This window comes from Streptomyces sp. DSM 40868 (genome assembly GCF_011820545.1).
In the GTDB taxonomy this organism is placed as follows: domain Bacteria; phylum Actinomycetota; class Actinomycetes; order Streptomycetales; family Streptomycetaceae; genus Streptomyces; species Streptomyces eurythermus.
In genome coordinates this window covers 990,760-1,008,692 of the sequence record NZ_CP050504.1, presented here as the reverse complement: position 1 = coordinate 1,008,692, position 17,933 = coordinate 990,760, and the positions used below count along the sequence as shown (strand labels likewise).

Here is a 17,933-nt window from a genome sequence, read left to right as displayed (position 1 = left end):
ACGGGCGGCGGGGGATGGGAACATGAGCGCATGAAGACTGTGCCGGTCGAGTGGCGCGGCCGACTCAGGCGCGCCGCCCTGGACACCCTGGTCGGCGTGGCCACCGCCACCGGAGCCCTGCTGTCGGTCGTCCTCTTCGTCACCACCACCTACTTCGTCATCCTCTGCCTGATCGGCATCGGCTTCCTCGCGCTGCCCTACCTCACCCGGGCCGTGCGGTGGCTGTGCGACCTCAACCGGCGTGCCGCCGCCCGCTCCGGCGTCCCCGTCGAGCGGCCCTACCGGCCCGAACCGCAGGAGATCGAGCGGGACATCGTCGGCTGGACGCGCCGCTGCAAGTGGATCCTCGCCGACCCCGCGACCTGGCGGGACCTGCTGTGGCTGCTGCTCAACACCGTCGCCGGGCTCGTCGGTTTCGTACCGGCCGCCCTGCTGTACTACGCGGGGGAGGGGCTGTTCCTGGCCTGCGGGCTGTGGCGGCCGGTCGCGGACGGGGGAGCGGGCCGCTGGTACGCCGGCGTCACCGTCGGCAGCTGGCCGGCCGCGCTCGCCGCCGGACTGCTCGCGCTCGTCGTGCTCACCGGCTGGTTGCTGCTCTCCCCGCTGGCGCTCAAGGGGCACGCCTACTTCGTCCGGTTCCTGCTCGGTCCGACCCGTGGGTCCCAACTGGCCTCGCGCGTTCAGCACTTGTCGGAGACCCGGTCGGGCGCGCTGGACATCCAGGCCGCCGAACTGCGCCGCATCGAACGCGATCTGCACGACGGCGCCCAGGCCCGGCTCGTCAGCCTCGGGCTCCAACTCGGCGCCGTCGACCGGAAGCTGGGCCAGGACCCGGAGGAGGCCCGCCGGCTGCTGCGGCAGGCCCGCAGCTCCTCCGTGCAGGCCCTGCGCGAACTGCGCGACCTCGTCCACGGCATCCACCCGCCGGTCCTCGCCGAACGCGGCCTGGCCGACGCCCTGCGCGCCCTGGGCCTGGCCAGCCCGCTGGAGGTGACCGTCGTGGTGGACCTGCCCGGCCGGCTGCCCGACCCGGTCGAGTCCGCCGTCTACTTCGCCGTGTCCGAACTGCTCACCAACGCCCTCAAACACGCCGACGCCCAGCGGGTGGAGATCGTCGCCTGGCGCGCGGACGACACCCTGCACGCCCGGATCACCGACGACGGCCGCGGCGGCGCCGACGCCTCGGCCGGGAGCGGTCTGGAGGGCATCCGCAGACGGCTGGCATCCTTTGACGGCGTCCTGGAGATCAACAGCCCTCCGGGCGGACCGACCGTGATCAAGCTGGAGCTGCCGTGCGCGTTGTCCTCGCCGAAGACCTCTTCCTCCTGAGGCAGGGAATCATCCAATTACTGGAGGCGTACGGCTTCGAGGTCGCCGCCGCCGTCGACAACGGCACGGACCTCGCCGCCGCGATCGCCGACCACCGGCCCGACGTGGCCATCGTGGACGTACGCCTGCCGCCCACCTTCACCACCGAGGGCCTCCAGGCCGCCCTGCGGGCCCGGCGCGAACGCCCCGGCCTGCCGATCCTCGTGCTGTCCCAGCACGTGGAGCAGATGTACGCCCGCGAACTGCTGGCCGACGGCACCGGCGGCATCGGCTATCTGCTCAAGGACAGCGTCCTCGACGACGAGCAGTTCATCGACGCCGTACGCCGGGTCGCGGCCGGCGGCACGGCCATGGACCCCGCCGTCGTCGCCCAGTTGATGACCAGCCACTCCCGGGACGAACCGCTGGCCGCCCTCACCGCCCGCGAACGCGAGGTGCTGGAACTCATGGCCGAGGGCTGCTCCAACACCGCGATCGCCCAGCGGCTCACCGTCACCGAGGGCGCGGCGGCGAAACACATCTCCAACATCTTCACCAAGCTGATGCTCCCGCCGTCCAGCGACAGCAACCGCCGGGTCCTCGCGGTGCTCGCCTACCTCAACGCCTGAGCGGAACCGGGGGAGGTGGGGCGGGTAGGGGTGGCCAGGGGCCCTCGCCCGCGTGAGACTGCTGGAGCCCGTCCGCGCCCCGCGCGGCGCAGCCGTCTCCAGGAAGGGAACGCCCGCCCCATGACCACGCTCGCCGAGCACGACCGCCTCTGGATACGCCGCTACCATCCCCGCCCGGACGCGGCGGCCAGGCTGGTGTGCCTGCCGCACGCGGGCGGCTCGGCGACCTTCTACCACCCCGTTTCGGCGAGCATGCCGGAGTCCGTGGACGTGCTCGCCGTGCAGTACCCCGGCCGCCAGGACCGCCGCCAGGAGCCCTGCGCGGACAGCATCCAGGAACTGGCCGACCGCCTCACCCCCGTGCTGCTGCCGTGGGCCGACCGTCCCCTGGTCCTGTTCGGCCACAGCATGGGCGCCACCCTCGGCTTCGAGGTCGCCCGCCGGCTGGAACGCGACCACGGCGTGGTGGCGCGGGCGCTGGTCGTCTCCGCCCGCCGCGCCCCCTCCTGCCCGCGCGACGAGTCCGTCCACCTGCGCGACGACGACGGGCTCATCGAGGAGATGCGGCTGCTCAGCGGCACGGACTCGGCCATCCTGGACGACGTCGAACTGATCCGCATGGCCCTGCCCGCCATCCGCGCCGACTACCGGGCCGCCGAGACCTACGTCTACGAGCCCGGACCGAACCTGCGCTGCCCCGTCGTCGCCCTGGTCGGCGACGACGACCCCAAGGTCACCGTGGAGGAGGCGCGCGCCTGGTCCCGGCACACCGACGCGCCCTTCGAACACCGCGTGTTCCCCGGCGGCCACTTCTATCTGACGGCCCATCAGAAGCAGGTGCTCGGCCTGCTGGCGGAGAAGGCGGCAGCGGCATGAGGTCGGTCCTCGTCACCGGATGCGGCAGCGGCATCGGGCTGGAGACGGCGCTGGCCTTCGCCCGGCGCGGCGACCGGGTCCACGCCTGTGTGCGCGATCCCGCCACCGCCGGGGAACTGCTGCGGCGCGCCGACGCGGAGCAACTCACCCTGGACGTCCCGCGGCTGGACGTCACCGACGACGCCTCCGTGACCGCCGCCGTCACCGCGGTGCAGGACCGGTACGGGCCCCTGGACGTCCTGGTGAACAACGCCGGTGTCGACCGCACCGGACCGGCCGAGACCATGCCCCCGGACCACGCCCGCACCGTGTTCGAGACCAACTTCTGGGGTCCGCTGCGGGTGGCCCGCGCCGTGCTGCCCGGGATGCGCGCCCGGGGCTCCGGCGTCATCGTCAACGTCTCCTCGCTGGCCGCCCGCACCTTCGCCGTGCCGCACGGCGGGTTCTACGCGGCGAGCAAGGCCGCCCTGGGCGCCCTCAGCGAAGCCCTGTACGCGGAGGTCCAGCCGTTCGGCATCCGCGTGGTGTGCCTGGAACCGGGCAGCTTCGCCACCGCCATCCAGCGCGCCTCCCGGGCCGGCGCGGCCGACGGGCAGCCGCCCGGGTCCGGCCCGTACGCGGCGGACCACGCCTGGCTGGACCGGTTCCTCGCCCGGGTCGCGGAGGGCGCCGCCGACAGCGCCGAGGCGGCCCGCGCGGTGCTCGCCGCCGCCGACGACCCCACGACCCCCCTGCACACCGTGGTCGGCGACGACGCGCGGGCGGCACTGGAGTTCCTCGACGGGGTCTCCTACGAGCAGTGGCTGCCCCGCTTCCTGGAGCAGGCCCGGTCGCTGGCGGGCCCCCGGCCCGCCGGCCCCCGGTAGAACGACGTCGGCGGCGGGACCGGCCACCCGGTCCCGCCGCCGACGCGCGGGGCCTCAGTCGTGCACGCGGATCGAGCGGGACGGGCACAGGTCCACGGCCTGGGCGACCTGCTCGCGCAGCTCCTCGGCCGGCTCCTCGCTCAGCAGGGTGACTAGGCCGTCGGCGTCCTGGTCGAACACCTCGGGGCTCAGCAGCGCGCACTGGCCGGAGCCCACGCACCGGTCGCGTTCGGCGGAAACACGCATCAGGGACAGTCCGTTCGCGTCGGCCGTCACCAGGTGACGGGAAGTTCGTAGACGCCGTAGACCATGGCGTCGTCCTTGAACCGCAGCTCCTCCACCGGAGCGGCCAGCCGCAGGCCGGGGACGCGGCGCAGCAGCGTGCCGTAGACCGCCTCCAGTTCCGCCCGGGCGAGGTTGGCGCCGATGCACTGGTGGACGCCGTAGCCGAACGCCAGGTGCGAACGGGCCTCCTTGCGGCGGATGTCGAGGGTGTCCGGGTCCGGGAACACCGACTCGTCGTGGTCGGCCGCGTTGTTCAGGGCGAGGATGCCCTCGCCCGCGCGGATGGTGACGTCACCGACCTCGATGTCCGCCACCGCGACCCGGGCGGTGCCGGAGTCGGAGATGGAGAAGACGCGCAGCAACTCCTCCACGGCGTTCGGCAGCAGCGCCGGATCGGCCCGCAGCTCGGCCATCTGCTCCGGGTGCTCCAGCAGCGCCAGCACCCCGAGGGCGATCATGTTGGCGGTGGTCTCGTGGCCGCCGACCAGCATCAGCCGGGCCATCGTCACCACATCGGTGTGGTCGGCGACCCGCTCGGTGCGGTTCTTCTCCAGGAAGCGGCTGATGAGGTCGTCGCCCGGCTCGTTCTCCTTCAGGGTGACGAGCTGGTCGAGGTACGTGTCCAGGGCCTGCACCGCCGCCCCGTACTCCTGCGGGCTCAGGTCGTGGTTCATCAGCGCCGCCGACCACTCCTCGAACCGGGCGTGGTCCTCGTAGGGCACGCCGAGCAGTTCGCAGATCACCAGCGAGGGCACCGGCAGCGCGAGGGCGGTGACCAGGTCCACCGGGCCGCCCGCGGCCAGCATCGCGTCCACGTGCTCGTCCACGATCTGCTGGATCCGCGGCCGCAGCTCCCGCACCCGCCGGGCCGTGAACTCCGGTATCAGCATGCGCCGGTGGGCGGTGTGCTCCGGCGCGTCCATGTTCAGCATCATCAGCCGGACCTGCGCCAGCAGTTCCTCGGGGATGTGGAACTGGTGCGGATAGCCGGGCAGTTTGAGGTTGGAGCTCACCCGGCTGTCGCCCAGCACCTGCCGGACGTGCTCGTGCCGGGTGACCAGCCAGGCCGGCTTGCCGTTCACTTTCAGGGCGGCACGGGAGACGGGGGCGTCGGCGCGCAGCCCGGCGTACTCGGGCGGCTCGGCGAACGGGCAGGTGCGCCGCAGGGGGAACTGCACCGGCGGCGCTTCCGTCCCGGCTACGGCGTCGGCGGACTGGGTCATGGCTGCCTTTCGGACATCGGTGACGACGGGAGGAGGGCGGGGCGGGGGAGCGTCACCAGGTGACGGGCAGCTCGTACAGGCCGTAGACGATCGCGTCGTCCTTGAACCGCAGCTCCTCCACCGGGGTGGCCAGGCGCAGCGTCGGGATCCGTTCGAGCAGCGCCGAGTAGACGACCTCCAGCTCCATGCGGGCCAGGTTCTGGCCGATGCACTGGTGGACGCCGTAGCCGAACGCCAGCTGGCTGCGGGCCTCGCGGCGCACGTCCAGGCGGTCCGGGTCGGGGAAGACGCGGGCGTCGTGGTTGGCCGCGTTGTTCAGCGGCAGGATCCCCTCGCCGGCCCGGATGGTGACCCCGCCCAGCTCGATGTCCTCCAGGGCGACCCGCGCGGTGCCCGCGTCGGAGATGGAGAAGAAGCGCAGCAGCTCCTCCACCGCGCGCGGCATCAGCTCCGGCTCCGCACGGACCGCGGCCAGCTGGTCCGGGTGCTCCAGCAGGGCCAGCACGCCGAGCGCGATCATGTTGGCGGTCGTCTCGTGCCCGGTGACCAGCATCAGCTTGGACATGCTGACGATGTCGGAGTGTTCCACGGCCGGTGTCTGCCGGTTGAACTCGATCAGCCGGCTGATCATGTCGTCGCCCGGCTCGCTCTCCTTGGCGGTGACCAGCCCGTCCACGTACCGGTCCAGCTCGTAGTGGGCGCGGCCGCGGTCCTCCTCGCTGATGTCGTGGTTCATGATGGCCCACGCCCACTCCTCGAACCGGCCGTGGTCCTCGTAGGGGACGCCGAGCAGTTCGCAGATCACCAGGGAGGGCACCGGCAGGGCGAGGGCGGTGACCAGGTCCACCGGGCCGTCCGCGCCCTTCTCCAGCATGTGGTCGATCTGCTGGTTCACGATCTGCCGCACCCGGCCGCGCAGCTCGCGCATCCGCCGCACACTGAACTCCGGGGCCAGCATGCGCCGTTGCACGGTGTGGTCCGGCGGGTCCATGGACAGGAAGGTCAGCGGCACCGACTGGAGGATCTCCTCCGGCACGGGCACCTGGAGGGGGTAACCGGGCAGCTTCAGGTTCGCGCTGACCCGCTCGTCGCCCAGCAGCTTCTTGTACAGGTCGTGCCGGGTGACCAGCCAGGCGGGCTTGCCGTTGACCTTCAGCCGGGCCCGGGAGACGGGAGCGGTCTCGCGCAGCTCGGCGTAGGCGGCCGGCGGGCTGAAGGGACAGGCCCGCCGCATCGGGAAGTCCGGCGGCGCGGCCTGGTCGGCCGGTTCGGCAGGTGCAGTCATCAGGTCCTCTTCGCACGGGAGGGAGCGGGACGCGCCGGCGACGGATGCTCCGGGCGCGGCGGCGCTGTCGGCCGTCCCTCGCACGCTAGGCACCCACCGGTGCGGGGCCCAACCCCTAGCCGCCCCTAGGGGGCGGGGGCGTTGGTTCCCGGGGCGCGTCGTACGGACCCGTTGCCACGAGGAGGACGACCAGTGACCTTGTTCCGGGGGCATCGACCTGTACCGATGACGTGGGCTGGCGGCCTTGCCGGCTCAGCCGCGGCCGAGGATCTCGGCGGTGAGGATGGTTCCGCCGAGACTCCAGCCGCCGTCCGCGAGGCCCGCACCCTGATCGCCGACCTGAACGCCCGCTCACCCGAATTCGCCGCCCTGTGGGCCCGGCACGAGGTCGGAGTCCGCCGGGACGACCGCAAGCGCGTCAATCACCCGGCGCTCGGCACGCTGGAGGTGAACTGCCTCAGCCTGCTCAGCGAGGACGGCCGGCAGCGGCTGCTGTGGTTCACTCCGGCGCCGGGCACGGACAGCGCCGGCAAGCTGGAGCTGCTCGCCGTCGTAGGGACGCAGCTCGCCGAGATCCCGCGCTGACGTCGTGTCAGTGCGCGTCGGGCCTGCCTGGCAAGGCACCGGCGAGCACCGTGGTCACCAGCTTGTGCACGGTGGCCGTCGTCGGCGGTCCCGGGTCGCGGTCCGCGAACAGCAGATGCCCTCCGCCGACCAGGGAGAGGGTGAGCGAGTCGATGTCGGCGCCGGCCGCGATGCGGCCCCTGTCGCGCTCCTCGGCCAGATAGGCGGAGACCGCGGTCGTGACCTCGGTCAGGATCGCCAGGCCGCCTCCCGGCCTGGCCTGCCGCAGCCGGGCGCGCAGCTCGTCCCGGAAGGTGATGAGCGGGATGATCGCCACCGGGACCGGTCCGAAGAGGGTGGTCAGCGCATCGGTGAGGTTGCCGGCCACCGTGCCGGTGCCCACGGCCGCGCGCAGCGCCTCCGCCTGCCGTGCGAGCTGCGCGGCCCGGTCGAGCACCAGCTCGGCGAGGAAGGCGTCGAAGTCGGGGAAGTGCCGGTGCAGGACACCCTTGGCACAGCCCGCCTCGTCGGTGACGGACCGGCTGGTCAGCCCGTTCGGGCCGGTGCGCAGCAGTACCCGTTCGGCGGCGTCGAACAGCTGCCGCCGCGCGTCGCGAAGGTGCACCCCGGTCGGCACTCGCGGATCCTCTCGTCGGCCCGGTCCTGGGCGTCCATTGCTGGGTGGGCGCTTGCCCACTAGAGTGAACGCATGCCCACTTTACCGCGAGAGCAAGCTGAGGGTGAGCGGCCGGAGCCGGTGCGGCCGCACCAAGTCCGGCAGGTGGCCGAGTCGTTCGGCACGGACGCGCAACGCTACGACCAGGCCCGCCCGGGCTATCCCGAAGACCTGGTGGCACGGATCGTCGCCGGCAGCCCGGGGCCCGACGTGCTCGACGTCGGCTGCGGCACCGGCATCGCCGCCCGCCAGTTCCAGGCCGCCGGCTGCGCCGTGCTCGGCGTCGAGCCGGACGCGCGGATGGCCGGCTTCGCACGGGCGCGCGGCCTGGAGGTCGAGGTGGCGGCCTTCGAAGCCTGGGAGCCGGCCGGCCGGACGTTCGACGCGGTGATCGCCGCCCAGTCGTGGCACTGGGTCGACCCGGTCGCCGGGGCCGTGAAGGCGGCCGAGGTGCTTCGTCCGCGCGGGCGTCTGGCGGTCTTCGGGCACGTCTACGAGCCGCCGGCCGAGGTGGCCGAGCCGTTCGCGGCCGCCTACCGCCGGGTGGCGCCCGACTCCCCGTTCGCCGGCGGGCCGGCGCGACGTCCGCTGGAGACGTACCAAGCGGGGTACGCGAAGATCGCCGACACGCTCCGCGAGACCGGGTGGTTCGGTGAACCGGAACAGTGGCGCTTCGACTGGGAACGGTCCTACACCCGCGACCAGTGGCTCGCCCTGCTCCCCACCACCGGCGGCCTCACCCGACTCGACTCCGGTCGTCTGGCCGGGATACTGGGCGCGGTCGGGGACGCCATCGACGCCCTCGGCGGCCGCTTCACCATGCGCTACACCACCCTGGCGACCACCGCCGTCCGCACCGGCACACCCTGATCCGCCGCCTGTCGCGGGCAGGCCCGGTGGACACAGCGGGCGCGGGTCACGGGTCGTCTCCGGTGGTGGGGGAGGCCGCCACCTCACAGCAGACCCGGCCGACAGCGTGGCCGCCGGCCGGGCTGCGCCATCAGCGTGTCGGCGGACCCACGCCGGCCCACGTGGTTCCCCTGCCTTCGGTACTCGTATCGGACGCGGCTCGCCCAGATGACCTCGCTGCCGCGCCGGACGCGGCTGCCGAAGGGTCCCTCCCCGCTGGTCTGCGTCATCTTGCCGCCGCGTTGGATGCGAGTGTCGGAGGGGTCGGCGCCCGCCCGTCAACTCGTCCTGCTGCTGCGCCGGGTGTGGGTGCCGCAGGGCCCCGCCCTCGTTCACCCAGGTGGCCTTGCCACCGTGTCGGACACGAGTGCCGAGGGGCCCGCCCCCTCCCGCCTGCGCGACCTTGCCGCCGCGTGGGACGCGACTGCCGGCACGGCCCGCACCCGCTCGCCACGTCGTCCCGCCGCCGTGCCGAGCGCGAGTGCCGAAACGGCCTGGCACGGCCTGGCCCCGCTTGTCCACGTGCCCCCGCCGCCGCGTCGGGCTGCGGCTCGGGGGGAACGGCGCCGCGCCCGTCCGCCCCTGTCACCCCACCGCCGCTGCGGTGCGGCTGTCGACAGGGCTTGCCCTCGCTCACTCACCTCGCCTCACTGCCGTGTGGGCACGACTGCTGAAAGGCCCCGCCGCCGCGTCGGTCACGACTGCCGAAGGTCTCGCCCCCGCCCGCCGCGTCACCCCGCCCGCAGGTCACCCCGTACCCCACCCCCCGTATGCCCCCCTGCCCCCGCACACCGCCTAGGGGCGGTTAGGGGTCTGGTGGCGGGGCGGGGGCCGTTAGCGTCGGCTGCGGAACTCGGGGGAGACGGTGGAGGCACCGCGCCCCGGTTCTTCCGGTCCCGGCCGGTGTCCGCGCCCGGCCGCCGTTCCGTCCCGCAGCGAGCAGAGGTGATCAGCGTGTCCCCGGAAGCCAGCGCGAAGGGCACCGTCCCCTTCGGGGAGTACCGGACCTGGTACCGGGTGACCGGTGAACTCGGCGCGGGACGGCCGGCGGTCGTCGTCGTGCACGGCGGACCCGGCAGCACCCACGACTACCTGCTGCCGCTCGCCCGGCTCGCCGAGGACGGCTGGCCCGTCGTCCACTACGACCAGCTCGGCAACGGCGGATCGACCCATCTCCCGGACAAGGAACCGGAGTTCTGGACCGTCGAGCTGTTCGAGGACGAACTGGCCAACCTGGTCGAGCGGTTGGGCGTCGCCGACGATTACGTGCTGTTCGGGCAGAGCTGGGGCGGCCCGCTGTGCGCCCGGCACGCCATGACCGCCCCGCCCGGCCTGCGCGGCCTGGTCGTCGCCAACGCGCCCGCCTCGTACCCGCTGTGGCTGGAGGAGATGGCCCGGCTGCGCGCCGCGCTCCCGCCGGAGGTGGACGCCACCCTGCGGCGGCACGAGGCGGCCGGCACCTACGACAGCGAGGAGTACCTCGCCGCGATGCGGGTCTTCTACGACCGCCATGTGTGCCGGGTGACTCCCTGGCCCCGGGACTTCCTGTCCTCCTTCATGGAGATCTACAACGACCCCACGGTCTACTACGCGATGAACGGCCCCAACGAGTTCCATGTCATCGGCTCCCTGAAGGACTGGTCGATCGTCGGCGACCTGCACCGCATCCGCACCCCGACCCTGCTGATCAGCGGACGCCACGACGAGGCCACCCCGGCCGTCGTCCAGCCGTACCACGACGGGATCCCCGGAGCCCGCTGGGAGATCTTCGAGGAGTCCAGCCACCTTCCGCACCTGGAGGAGCCCGAACGGTTCCGCGCGGTGCTGACCGACTTCCTCAAGAGCCTGTGACCAGTAAGGGCCTGAAACCTGTGACCCGTAAGGGCCCGAAAGGGGACATCGCCATGGCATCCGACACCGCCCTCGTCTTCCCCGGCATGGGCCCCGTACCGTTCGCCGAGGTGGGCAGGTTCATGGTGGCCAACCCCATCGCCCGGGACCTGGTCGCCGTGGCCGACGACGCCCTCGGCTACTCCCTCGTGGACGCCTTCCGCACCTCCCCGGGCGACTACTCGGAGGCCGCCCAGGTCGCGTTCTTCGTCAACTGCCTGGCCTGCGCCCACTGGGCCGGGGAACACCTCGGGGTGAAACCCGGCATCGTCGCCGGCCCCAGCTTCGGCGAGAAGGCGGCCCTCGCCTACACCGGCGCGCTGGACCTGCCCGACGCCGTCCGCCTCACCGCCGAGATCGCCCGCTGCCTGGAGGAGTACTTCGCCACCGAGCACCGGGACATCGTCACCCTGTCCTTCGTCCGCGCCCCGCACGACGGCCTCGACGCGATCCTCGCCGAACTGGACGAGGAGGGGGAGTGGCACGAGATCTCCTGCCGCATCGACGACGGCTTCTTCATGCTCTCCCTCTCCGAACACCGGGTGAGCTGGATGGAGGAGCGGCTGCGCGCCATCGGCAGCCTCCCCCTGTACACCATGCGGCCCCCCATGCACGCCTCGGCGTTCCGGCCGCTGCGCGAGAAGGCCGCCCGCGAGGTGGTGTCCCGCTACACCTTCGCCGACCCCTCACTCCCCGTCGTCGCCGACCAGGACGGCCGGGTGCTGCGCACCGGCGAGGAACTGCGCACCATGCTCCTCGACGGCTTCGACCACCCGATGGACTGGCCGAGCGTCACCACGGCCCTGAAGGACGCCGGCGTCCGCCGGCTGTGCGTCGCCGGACCCGACAGCCTGTTCGGCCGGGTGCCCCGCACCATCCGCCAGTTCGACGTCGTCGCGGCCCAGCCACGGCTGGCGATGACCCCCCGGCGCCGCACCCGCGCCGCCGCCTGACCCCCGGCGCCGTACCCGCGCCGCCGCCTGACCCCGGCGCCGTACCCGCGCCGCCTGAACCCCCGCCCGACTCGTTGGAGGCCCCCATGTGGGACGACCGGTTCGAACACATACTCCGCCCCTTCCTGCCGTTCCTGCCGCCGCAGGAGGAGCTGACGCCGGAGTCCGACCTGAAGGACCTCGGCCTGGACTCGCTCGGCACCGTCCAGCTCCTCGGCACCCTGGAGGAGGACTACCAGGTCCGCTTCCGCGACAGCGCGCTCACCATGGACACCTTCCGCACCGCCGGCGTGCTGTGGGACACCCTGCGGGGCATGCTGCAGAGCACCGCGGGCTGACGGGGCGGTCACCGTGGACCCCACCGTGGACGGCACGCTGTCCGGCCGGTTCGCGCGCGGCCTGGCCCTCGCCCCCGACCGGCCCGCGCTGCACGCCGACGGCGTCGACCTCACCTACCGCGAACTGCACGAACTCGCCCTCGTCCGGGCCGGCTCACTGCTCGCCGGGCTCCCCGGCCGCCCGCCCGCCGTGGGGGTGCTGGCCGGCAAGGGACCCACGGCGTACGCCAGCCTGCTGGCCGGCCTGTACAGCGGCGTCACCGTCGTCCCCCTCCAGCCGGCCTTCCCCGCCGCCCGCACCCGGCGGATGATCGAGGCCGCCGGGGTCGGCGCGCTGCTCGCCGACGACGACGCCCTGCCCGCCCTGACCGCGCTGCACGAGGACGGGGTACGGCTGCCGACGCTGTTCGCGCCCGGCGGGCAGCCCATGCCGGCGCTCGCCCTCGACCCGGACAGCGCCCTGAAGGCACCCCAGCCCACCCGGCCCTCGGACATCGCCTACGTGCTGTTCACCTCCGGCTCCACCGGCCGGCCCAAGGGCGTCCCGGTCACCCACGCGAACACCGCCCACTACTTCCAACTGCTCGACCAGCGTTACGACTTCGGGCCGCACGACGTCTTCTCGCAGACCTTCGACCTCAACTTCGACTGCGCGATGTTCGACCTGTTCTGCGCCTGGGGCGCCGGGGCCGCCGTCGTCCCCGTACCCGCCCGGGCGTACGCGCGCCTGCCGGAGTTCGTGGCCGAACGGGGCATGACCGTGTGGTTCTCCACGCCCAGCGCGATCACCCTCGTACGCCGCACCGGCGGGCTCGCCCCCGGCGCGCTGGGCTCGCTGCGCTGGAGCTTCTTCGCCGGGGAGGCGCTCGGCTGCAAGGACGCCGGGGACTGGGCCGCCGCCGCGCCGGGCGCCGCGCTGGAGAACCTCTACGGCCCCACCGAGCTGACCATCACCATCACCGCGCACCGCTGGACACCGGGACGCCAGCCGAACGACATGGTGCCCATCGGCGCCGTCCACCCCGGCCACGACACCCTGCTGCTCGACCCCTCCGGCGCGCCCGGCACGGGTGACGAGGGCGAGCTGTGCATCGCCGGACCGCAGTTGACACCCGGCTACCTCGACCCGGCCGACGACGCCGGGAGGTTCCTGGAACACGACGGCCGGCGCTACTACCGCACCGGAGACCGGGTCCGGCGCGCCGACGACGGCGGCTGGCACTACCTGGGCCGCAAGGACGCACAGGTCCAGGTGCACGGCATCCGGGTGGAACTGGCCGAGGTGGACGCCGCCGCCCGCACCTGCCCCGGCGTCGAGGACGCCGTGACCGTGGCCGTACCCGTGGACGGCACCGTGGAACTCGCCGTCTTCCACACCGGCGAGCCCGTGCCGCCCGCCCGGTTCGCCCGCCATCTGCGCGCGCTGCTGCCGGCCGCCGTCGTCCCGCGCGCCTACCACCACCTGGACACCCTCCCGCTCAACGCCAACCGCAAGACCGACCGCAGGAAGCTCGCCTCCCGGGCCGCGGCCATGCGGCAGCCGGCCGGAGGCACACACGAAAGGCGGCAGGAGTCGCAGTGAACGGTCAACCGACAGTGCCGGCCCGCACCGACGCCCGGGTGCACGACCTGCTCGACGAGGCCACCGCCGAGCACCCCGACGCCTGGGCGGTCTCCGACGCCACAGGCCGCTGGACGTACCGGGAACTGGCCGCCCACAGCCACGCCGTCGACGCCTGGCTGCGGGCCGCCGGTGTCGGCCACGGCGACCGGGTCCTGGTCCAGCTGCCCAGCACCCGGGAACTGGTGGCGCTGCTGTACGGCACCGCGCGCCGGGGCGCGGTCCTCGTCCCCGTCAACACCGGCATGAAGGACTACCACCTGCGGGCGGTCGTGGAGAACGCCGAGCCCGCGCTGATCGTCGTCACCGACCCGGCCGTGGACCGGATCGGCGCCCTGGCCGGCGAGGTGCCGGTGCGCGGACTCGGCCCGGCCTGGGAGGAGATCACCGCGCTGCGCGAGCGCGAGGTCCGCCCGGCCGAGGCCCCGGTCGGCGCCGACGACATCGCCGTCCTCGTCTACACCTCCGGCTCCACCGCCGCGCCCAAGGCGGTGATCTGCCCGCACGGCCGGATGGTCTTCGCCACCGAGGCCATCGGCCTGGAACTCGGCTACCGCCCCGACGACGTGGTGTTCTGCCGCTTCCCGATCTCCTGGGACTACGGCCTGTACAAGGTGCTGCTCACCGCCGCCGGCCGCAGCGAACTCGTCCTCGCCGACGGCGAGTCCGACCTGGTGCTGCTGCGCCGCATCCGGGAGACCGGCGCCACCGTCGTCCCGATCGTGCCCTCCCTGGCCGCCATGATCTGCGCCCTCGCCGCCCGCGAACCCGCCCGCGAGTCCCGGGTGCGCCTGTTCACCAACACCGGTGCCGCGCTGCCGAAGTCCACCGCCGACGCCCTGCGCACCGCGTTCCCCGGCGCCGAGGTGGTCGTCCAGTTCGGGCAGACCGAGTGCAAACGCGTCTCCGTGCTGCCGCCCGCCTTCCAGGACGCCAAGCCGCACTCGGTCGGCCGCCCGCTGCCCGGCACCCGCGCCTTCGCCGTGGACGACGAGGGCCGGCCGCTGCCGCCCTGGCAGACCGGCGAGATCGTGGTCGAGGGACCGCACGTCATGCCCGGCTACTGGCGGGCCCCGGAGCAGACCGCCCGCGCCTTCCGGCCCGCTCCCGGCGGCGGACTGCGGCTGCACACCGGTGACTTCGGCCATGTGGACGAGGACGGCTTCCTCTACTACGAGGGCCGCCGCGACGACATGTTCAAACACAAGGGCGTCCGCATGAGCACCACCGAGATCGAGGCCGCCGCCACCGACATCGCCGGTGTCCGTGCCGCCGCCGTCCTGCCGCCCGCCGAGGACCGCCCCCTCGCGGTGTTCGCCGAGGGCGACATCGACCCGCACACCCTGCTCAAGGAGCTGTCGCTGCGGCTGGAACCCGCCAAGGTGCCCACCGTGAGCCGGGTCGTGGACGAACTGCCGCTCACCCCGCACGGCAAGCACGACCGCAAGGCGCTCGCCCGCCTCCTGGAAGGAGCCACCGCGTGACCGCCACGGATCCGGTCCGGCGCGACCACCGGACGACCACCGAGCCGGCCGGCCGCGACCGTCACGCAAGGGCCGCCGAGCTCGCCGGGCGTTTCGGCACCCCGGCCTACGTCTACGACCTGGACCGGGTCGCGGCGGCCCGCGACGACCTGTTCGCCGCGCTGCCCGACGAGGTCGAGGTGTTCTACGCCGCCAAGGCCAACCCCCACCCCGAGCTGCTGCGCGAGCTGCGCACCGGCGGCTGCCGCGCCGAGATCAGCTCCGTCGGCGAACTCGACGCCGCCTTGCGGGCCGGCTTCCCCGGCGACCGGATCCTGTACACCGGACCCGGCAAGACCACCGCCGAACTGGCCGAGGCGCTGACCCGGGGCGTCCGCCTGTTCTCCACCGAGTCCCCCGGCGACCTGCGCCGCGTCGGCGAGACCGCGCTGCGGCTCGGCCTCACCGCCGACTGCCTGCTCCGCGTCAACAACGCCACCGGCGCGGCGGCCACCGGCATCCGCATGACCGGCGTGCCCTCGCAGTTCGGCTTCGACAGCGAGACCCTGCCCGGCCTCGCCGCCGAACTGCGCGAGATCCCGGGCACCCGCGTCGCCGGACTGCACTTCTTCCCGTTGAGCAACGCCAAGGACGAGGCCAGCCTGATCGCGGAGTTCCGGCACACCGTCGCCACCGCCGCCGCCCTCCAGGAGGAACTCGGCGTCACCTTCCGCTTCCTCGACATCGGCGGCGGATTCGCCGCGCCCTACGCCGTGCAGGGCACCCGGCCCGTCTACCGGGAACTGCGCGACGCCCTCGCCCGGACGCTGGACGAGCACTTCCCCGGCTGGCGCTCGGGCGCCCCCCAGGTCGCCTGCGAGTCGGGCCGCTACCTGGTCGCCGACAGCGGCACCCTGCTCACCTCCGTCGTCAACGTCAAGGACAGCCGCGACCACCGCTACCTCGTCCTCGACGCCGGCATCAACACCTTCGGCGGCATGTCCGGGCTCGGCCGCATCCTGCCCGTGTCCGTCGAACCCCACGAGTCCGTGGGCGCCGACGGCACCCCGGCGAGCCTGGCCGGGCCGCTGTGCACCCCGGGCGACCTGCTCGGCCGGGGCGTCCCGCTGCCCGCGCTCGCCCCGGGCGACCTGCTCACCGTCCCCAACGCCGGCGCGTACGGCCCCACCGCCAGCCTGCTGATGTTCCTCGGCCGGCCCGCGCCCGCCGAGATCGTCGTCCGCGGCGACGACCTCGTGTCCGCCTCCCGCATCGAGCACACCCGTATCTACGACCACGGACAGGCCCTGTGATGAGCCCCTTCCCGAACGCCCCCCGACCCGGCGACCGGCCCGTGCTGGTGGCCGGCGGCATCTCCGACTCCCACACCTGGAACCTCGTCTACCTCCAGCTCCTGCTGGAGGAGCACGGCCACCGCGTGGTCAACCTCGGCCCCTGCGTCCCCGAGGACCTGCTCATCGCCGAGGCCCTCGCGCACCACCCCGCGCTCATCGTGGTCAGCAGCGTCAACGGCCACGGCTACCACGACGGCATGCGGACCGTCACCCGGCTGCGCGAACACCCCGCCCTCGCCGCGGTGCCCGTCGTCATCGGCGGCAAGCTCGGCATCGCCGGGGCCTGCGGTGCCGAGGAGACGGCCGCGCTGCGCGCCGCCGGGTACGACGCGGTGTTCGACGACAGCGCCGAGGGCGTCGCCGCCTTCCGGCGGATGCTCGGCGCGCTGCCGCAGCGGGCCCTGGTGTGACCGGCGGCGGGTTCGGCGCGTTCGTCCGCCGGGCTCACGACGCCGGCCGCCTGGTGGTACAGCCCCGGATGGGGATGAGCAGCCCGGAGCGGATGCGGGCCGGGCTGCTCGCCACCCGGGACGCCGGGGCGACCACCGTCGGCACGATCACCCTGGACAGCTACACCCGGGTCGGCGACCTGGAGTCGGCACGCCTGGCCGTCCTGGAGGACGTGCCCCTCAACGGCTACCCGATCGTGAGCCACGACGCGGCCACCACCGCGGGCGTCCTCGACGGGATCCACGGCCCCGGCTTCCCCGTCCAGGTCCGGCACGGCTCCGCCGCGCCCCAGGACATCTTCCGGGCGCTGACCGCCGTAGGGCTCGACGCCTCCGAGGGCGGCCCGGTCTCCTACTGCCTGCCCTACGGCCGGGTCCCGCTGCGCGCGTCCGTCGCCCACTGGGCCGACGCCTGCGAACTGCTCGCCGCCCGCCGTGGGTCGGGCGGCGAACCGCACCTGGAGACCTTCGGGGGCTGTGTCCTCGGCCAGTTGTGCCCGCCGAGCCTGCTCGTCGCCGTCAGCGTGCTGGAGGCGCTGTTCTTCCACCGGCACGGCATCCGCAGCATTTCCGTCAGTTACGCCCAGCAGACCCATCCCGGCCAGGACGCCGAAGCGGTGGCCGCGTTGCGCCGCCTGTGCGCACACCATCTGCCGGACGCCGAATGGCATGTCGTCGTCTACGCCTACATGGGGCTGTACCCGGAAACGGAACAAGGAGCCTACCGGCTGCTCGGGAAAGCGGCCGAACTCGCCGTCGCCAGCGGCTCGGAGAGGCTCATCGTGAAAACCGTCGCGGAATCCCGCCGCATTCCCACGGTGGCCGAGAACGTCGCCGCCCTGGAATACGCGGCCGAGGTCGCCGCCCGCACCCCGCGGGCCCCGCTGGACGCCACCGGCACCCAGACCTACGCCGAGGCGTCCGCCCTGGTCGACGCGGTACTGGAGCTGGACGACGACCCCGGTAAGGCCCTGCTGACGGCGTTCGCCGAGGGACGCCTCGACGTGCCCTACTGTCTGCATCCGGACAACGCCGGATCCAGCCGGAGTTATATCGCCGCGGACGGCCGGCTGGCCTGGGCCGACATCGGCAGGATGCCGCTGAACGGCATCGCCGACGTACGCCCGGCCCACGCCGTCACCGCCGCGGAACTGCTCGATTCCCTGTCCTACGTACGCCGTTCGTTCGACGGACCCGACCCCCGGAACACCCGGGGCGTCGAATCCGCCCGCCCCTAGGGGTG

The 17,933-nt window shown here is 73.4% G+C and carries 17 protein-coding genes and 1 pseudogene; 14 read left to right on the top strand and 4 right to left on the bottom strand.

Features of this window, described 5'->3' with window-relative positions; all coding sequences use genetic code 11:
- Positions 1–30: 30 nt before the first annotated feature.
- The 4 genes from HB370_RS04425 to HB370_RS04410 all read left to right on the top strand — a co-directional run bounded on the left by HB370_RS04425 (position 31) and on the right by HB370_RS04410 (position 3,679).
- Entirely contained in the window at positions 31–1,329 is a 1,299-nt protein-coding gene (locus tag HB370_RS04425) for a sensor histidine kinase (protein ID WP_030793659.1), read from the top strand.
- A complete protein-coding gene (locus HB370_RS04420; RefSeq protein WP_030793664.1) occupies positions 1,293–1,937 on the top strand; it encodes a response regulator transcription factor in 645 nt (214 codons plus the stop codon). Before HB370_RS04425 ends, HB370_RS04420 begins: the two co-directional genes overlap by 37 nt.
- 120 nt (positions 1,938–2,057) lie before the next feature.
- Positions 2,058–2,813 (top strand): alpha/beta fold hydrolase, encoded by a 756-nt coding sequence (locus tag HB370_RS04415; protein ID WP_030793667.1) that lies wholly within the window; start codon positions 2,058–2,060, stop codon positions 2,811–2,813.
- A complete protein-coding gene (locus HB370_RS04410) occupies positions 2,810–3,679 on the top strand; it encodes an SDR family oxidoreductase (protein ID WP_030793670.1) in 870 nt (289 codons plus the stop codon). The genes HB370_RS04415 and HB370_RS04410 overlap by 4 nt, the downstream gene beginning before the upstream one ends.
- Positions 3,680–3,733: 54 nt before the next feature.
- On the opposite strand, the gene HB370_RS04405 is transcribed toward HB370_RS04410, so the two are convergent.
- Genes HB370_RS04405 through HB370_RS04395 form a run of 3 tightly spaced genes read right to left on the bottom strand, consistent with a single transcriptional unit; the run spans position 3,734 to position 6,472 of the window.
- A complete protein-coding gene (locus HB370_RS04405; protein ID WP_030793674.1) occupies positions 3,734–3,925 on the bottom strand; it encodes a ferredoxin in 192 nt (63 codons plus the stop codon).
- A gap of 26 nt (positions 3,926–3,951) precedes the next feature.
- On the bottom strand, positions 3,952–5,187 hold the full coding sequence (locus tag HB370_RS04400; RefSeq protein WP_030793678.1) for a cytochrome P450: 1,236 nt from the start codon (positions 5,185–5,187) through the stop codon (positions 3,952–3,954).
- Between the two features lie 52 nt (positions 5,188–5,239).
- Positions 5,240–6,472, bottom strand: coding sequence for a cytochrome P450 (locus HB370_RS04395; protein WP_030793680.1), 1,233 nt, complete (start codon positions 6,470–6,472; stop codon positions 5,240–5,242).
- Between the two features lie 315 nt (positions 6,473–6,787).
- Here HB370_RS04395 and HB370_RS04390 point away from each other — a divergent pair.
- A pseudogene (locus HB370_RS04390) lies at positions 6,788–7,057 on the top strand (transcriptional regulator); the annotation flags it as partial.
- A gap of 7 nt (positions 7,058–7,064) precedes the next feature.
- Here HB370_RS04390 and HB370_RS04385 read toward each other — a convergent pair.
- Positions 7,065–7,673 (bottom strand): TetR/AcrR family transcriptional regulator, encoded by a 609-nt coding sequence (locus tag HB370_RS04385; protein ID WP_030793686.1) that lies wholly within the window; start codon positions 7,671–7,673, stop codon positions 7,065–7,067.
- Positions 7,674–7,745: 72 nt separating this feature from the next.
- On the opposite strand from HB370_RS04385, the gene HB370_RS04380 reads away from it, so the two are divergent.
- The 9 genes from HB370_RS04380 (at position 7,746) to HB370_RS04340 (ending at position 17,928) form a co-directional block, all read left to right on the top strand.
- Positions 7,746–8,582: a class I SAM-dependent methyltransferase gene (locus HB370_RS04380; protein ID WP_030793689.1), complete on the top strand. Its 837-nt coding sequence runs from the start codon at positions 7,746–7,748 to the stop codon at positions 8,580–8,582.
- Positions 8,583–9,575: 993 nt separating this feature from the next.
- Entirely contained in the window at positions 9,576–10,472 is an 897-nt protein-coding gene (locus tag HB370_RS04375; RefSeq protein WP_030793692.1) for a proline iminopeptidase-family hydrolase, read from the top strand.
- A gap of 53 nt (positions 10,473–10,525) precedes the next feature.
- Positions 10,526–11,464, top strand: a complete 939-nt coding sequence (locus tag HB370_RS04370) for an acyltransferase domain-containing protein (RefSeq protein WP_030793695.1) — start codon at positions 10,526–10,528, stop codon at positions 11,462–11,464.
- An 86-nt stretch (positions 11,465–11,550) separates the two neighbouring features.
- Complete coding sequence (locus HB370_RS04365) at positions 11,551–11,802, top strand: phosphopantetheine-binding protein (protein ID WP_030793698.1); 252 nt, start codon at positions 11,551–11,553, stop codon at positions 11,800–11,802.
- Between the two features lie 25 nt (positions 11,803–11,827).
- A complete protein-coding gene (locus HB370_RS04360) occupies positions 11,828–13,384 on the top strand; it encodes an AMP-binding protein (RefSeq protein ID WP_030793701.1) in 1,557 nt (518 codons plus the stop codon).
- Positions 13,381–14,907, top strand: coding sequence for an AMP-binding protein (locus HB370_RS04355; RefSeq protein WP_030793704.1), 1,527 nt, complete (start codon positions 13,381–13,383; stop codon positions 14,905–14,907). Before HB370_RS04360 ends, HB370_RS04355 begins: the two co-directional genes overlap by 4 nt.
- Before the next feature lie 119 nt (positions 14,908–15,026).
- The gene (locus HB370_RS04350) at positions 15,027–16,199 is read left to right on the top strand and encodes a decarboxylase (protein ID WP_051816188.1); all 1,173 of its coding nucleotides are present in this window, start codon (positions 15,027–15,029) and stop codon (positions 16,197–16,199) included.
- Positions 16,199–16,651: a cobalamin-dependent protein gene (locus HB370_RS04345; protein ID WP_030793711.1), complete on the top strand. Its 453-nt coding sequence runs from the start codon at positions 16,199–16,201 to the stop codon at positions 16,649–16,651. Before HB370_RS04350 ends, HB370_RS04345 begins: the two co-directional genes overlap by 1 nt.
- Entirely contained in the window at positions 16,648–17,928 is a 1,281-nt protein-coding gene (locus HB370_RS04340) for a methylaspartate mutase (protein ID WP_030793714.1), read from the top strand. The genes HB370_RS04345 and HB370_RS04340 overlap by 4 nt, the downstream gene beginning before the upstream one ends.
- The last annotated feature ends 5 nt before the right edge of the window (positions 17,929–17,933 follow it).

What these genes read in the sequence shown, in the direction of transcription:
- HB370_RS04425 (WP_030793659.1), top strand. Translation starts at nt 31, where the DNA reads ATGAAGACTGTGCCGGTCGAGTGGCGCGGCCGACTCAGGCGCGCCGCC.
- HB370_RS04415 (WP_030793667.1), top strand. Translation starts at nt 2,058, where the DNA reads ATGACCACGCTCGCCGAGCACGACCGCCTCTGGATACGCCGCTACCAT.
- HB370_RS04410 (WP_030793670.1), top strand. Translation starts at nt 2,810, where the DNA reads ATGAGGTCGGTCCTCGTCACCGGATGCGGCAGCGGCATCGGGCTGGAG.
- HB370_RS04405 (WP_030793674.1), bottom strand. Translation starts at nt 3,925, where the DNA reads ATGCGTGTTTCCGCCGAACGCGACCGGTGCGTGGGCTCCGGCCAGTGC.
- HB370_RS04400 (WP_030793678.1), bottom strand. Translation starts at nt 5,187, where the DNA reads ATGACCCAGTCCGCCGACGCCGTAGCCGGGACGGAAGCGCCGCCGGTG.
- HB370_RS04395 (WP_030793680.1), bottom strand. Translation starts at nt 6,472, where the DNA reads ATGACTGCACCTGCCGAACCGGCCGACCAGGCCGCGCCGCCGGACTTC.
- HB370_RS04380 (WP_030793689.1), top strand. Translation starts at nt 7,746, where the DNA reads ATGCCCACTTTACCGCGAGAGCAAGCTGAGGGTGAGCGGCCGGAGCCG.
- HB370_RS04370 (WP_030793695.1), top strand. Translation starts at nt 10,526, where the DNA reads ATGGCATCCGACACCGCCCTCGTCTTCCCCGGCATGGGCCCCGTACCG.
- HB370_RS04365 (WP_030793698.1), top strand. Translation starts at nt 11,551, where the DNA reads ATGTGGGACGACCGGTTCGAACACATACTCCGCCCCTTCCTGCCGTTC.
- HB370_RS04345 (WP_030793711.1), top strand. Translation starts at nt 16,199, where the DNA reads ATGAGCCCCTTCCCGAACGCCCCCCGACCCGGCGACCGGCCCGTGCTG.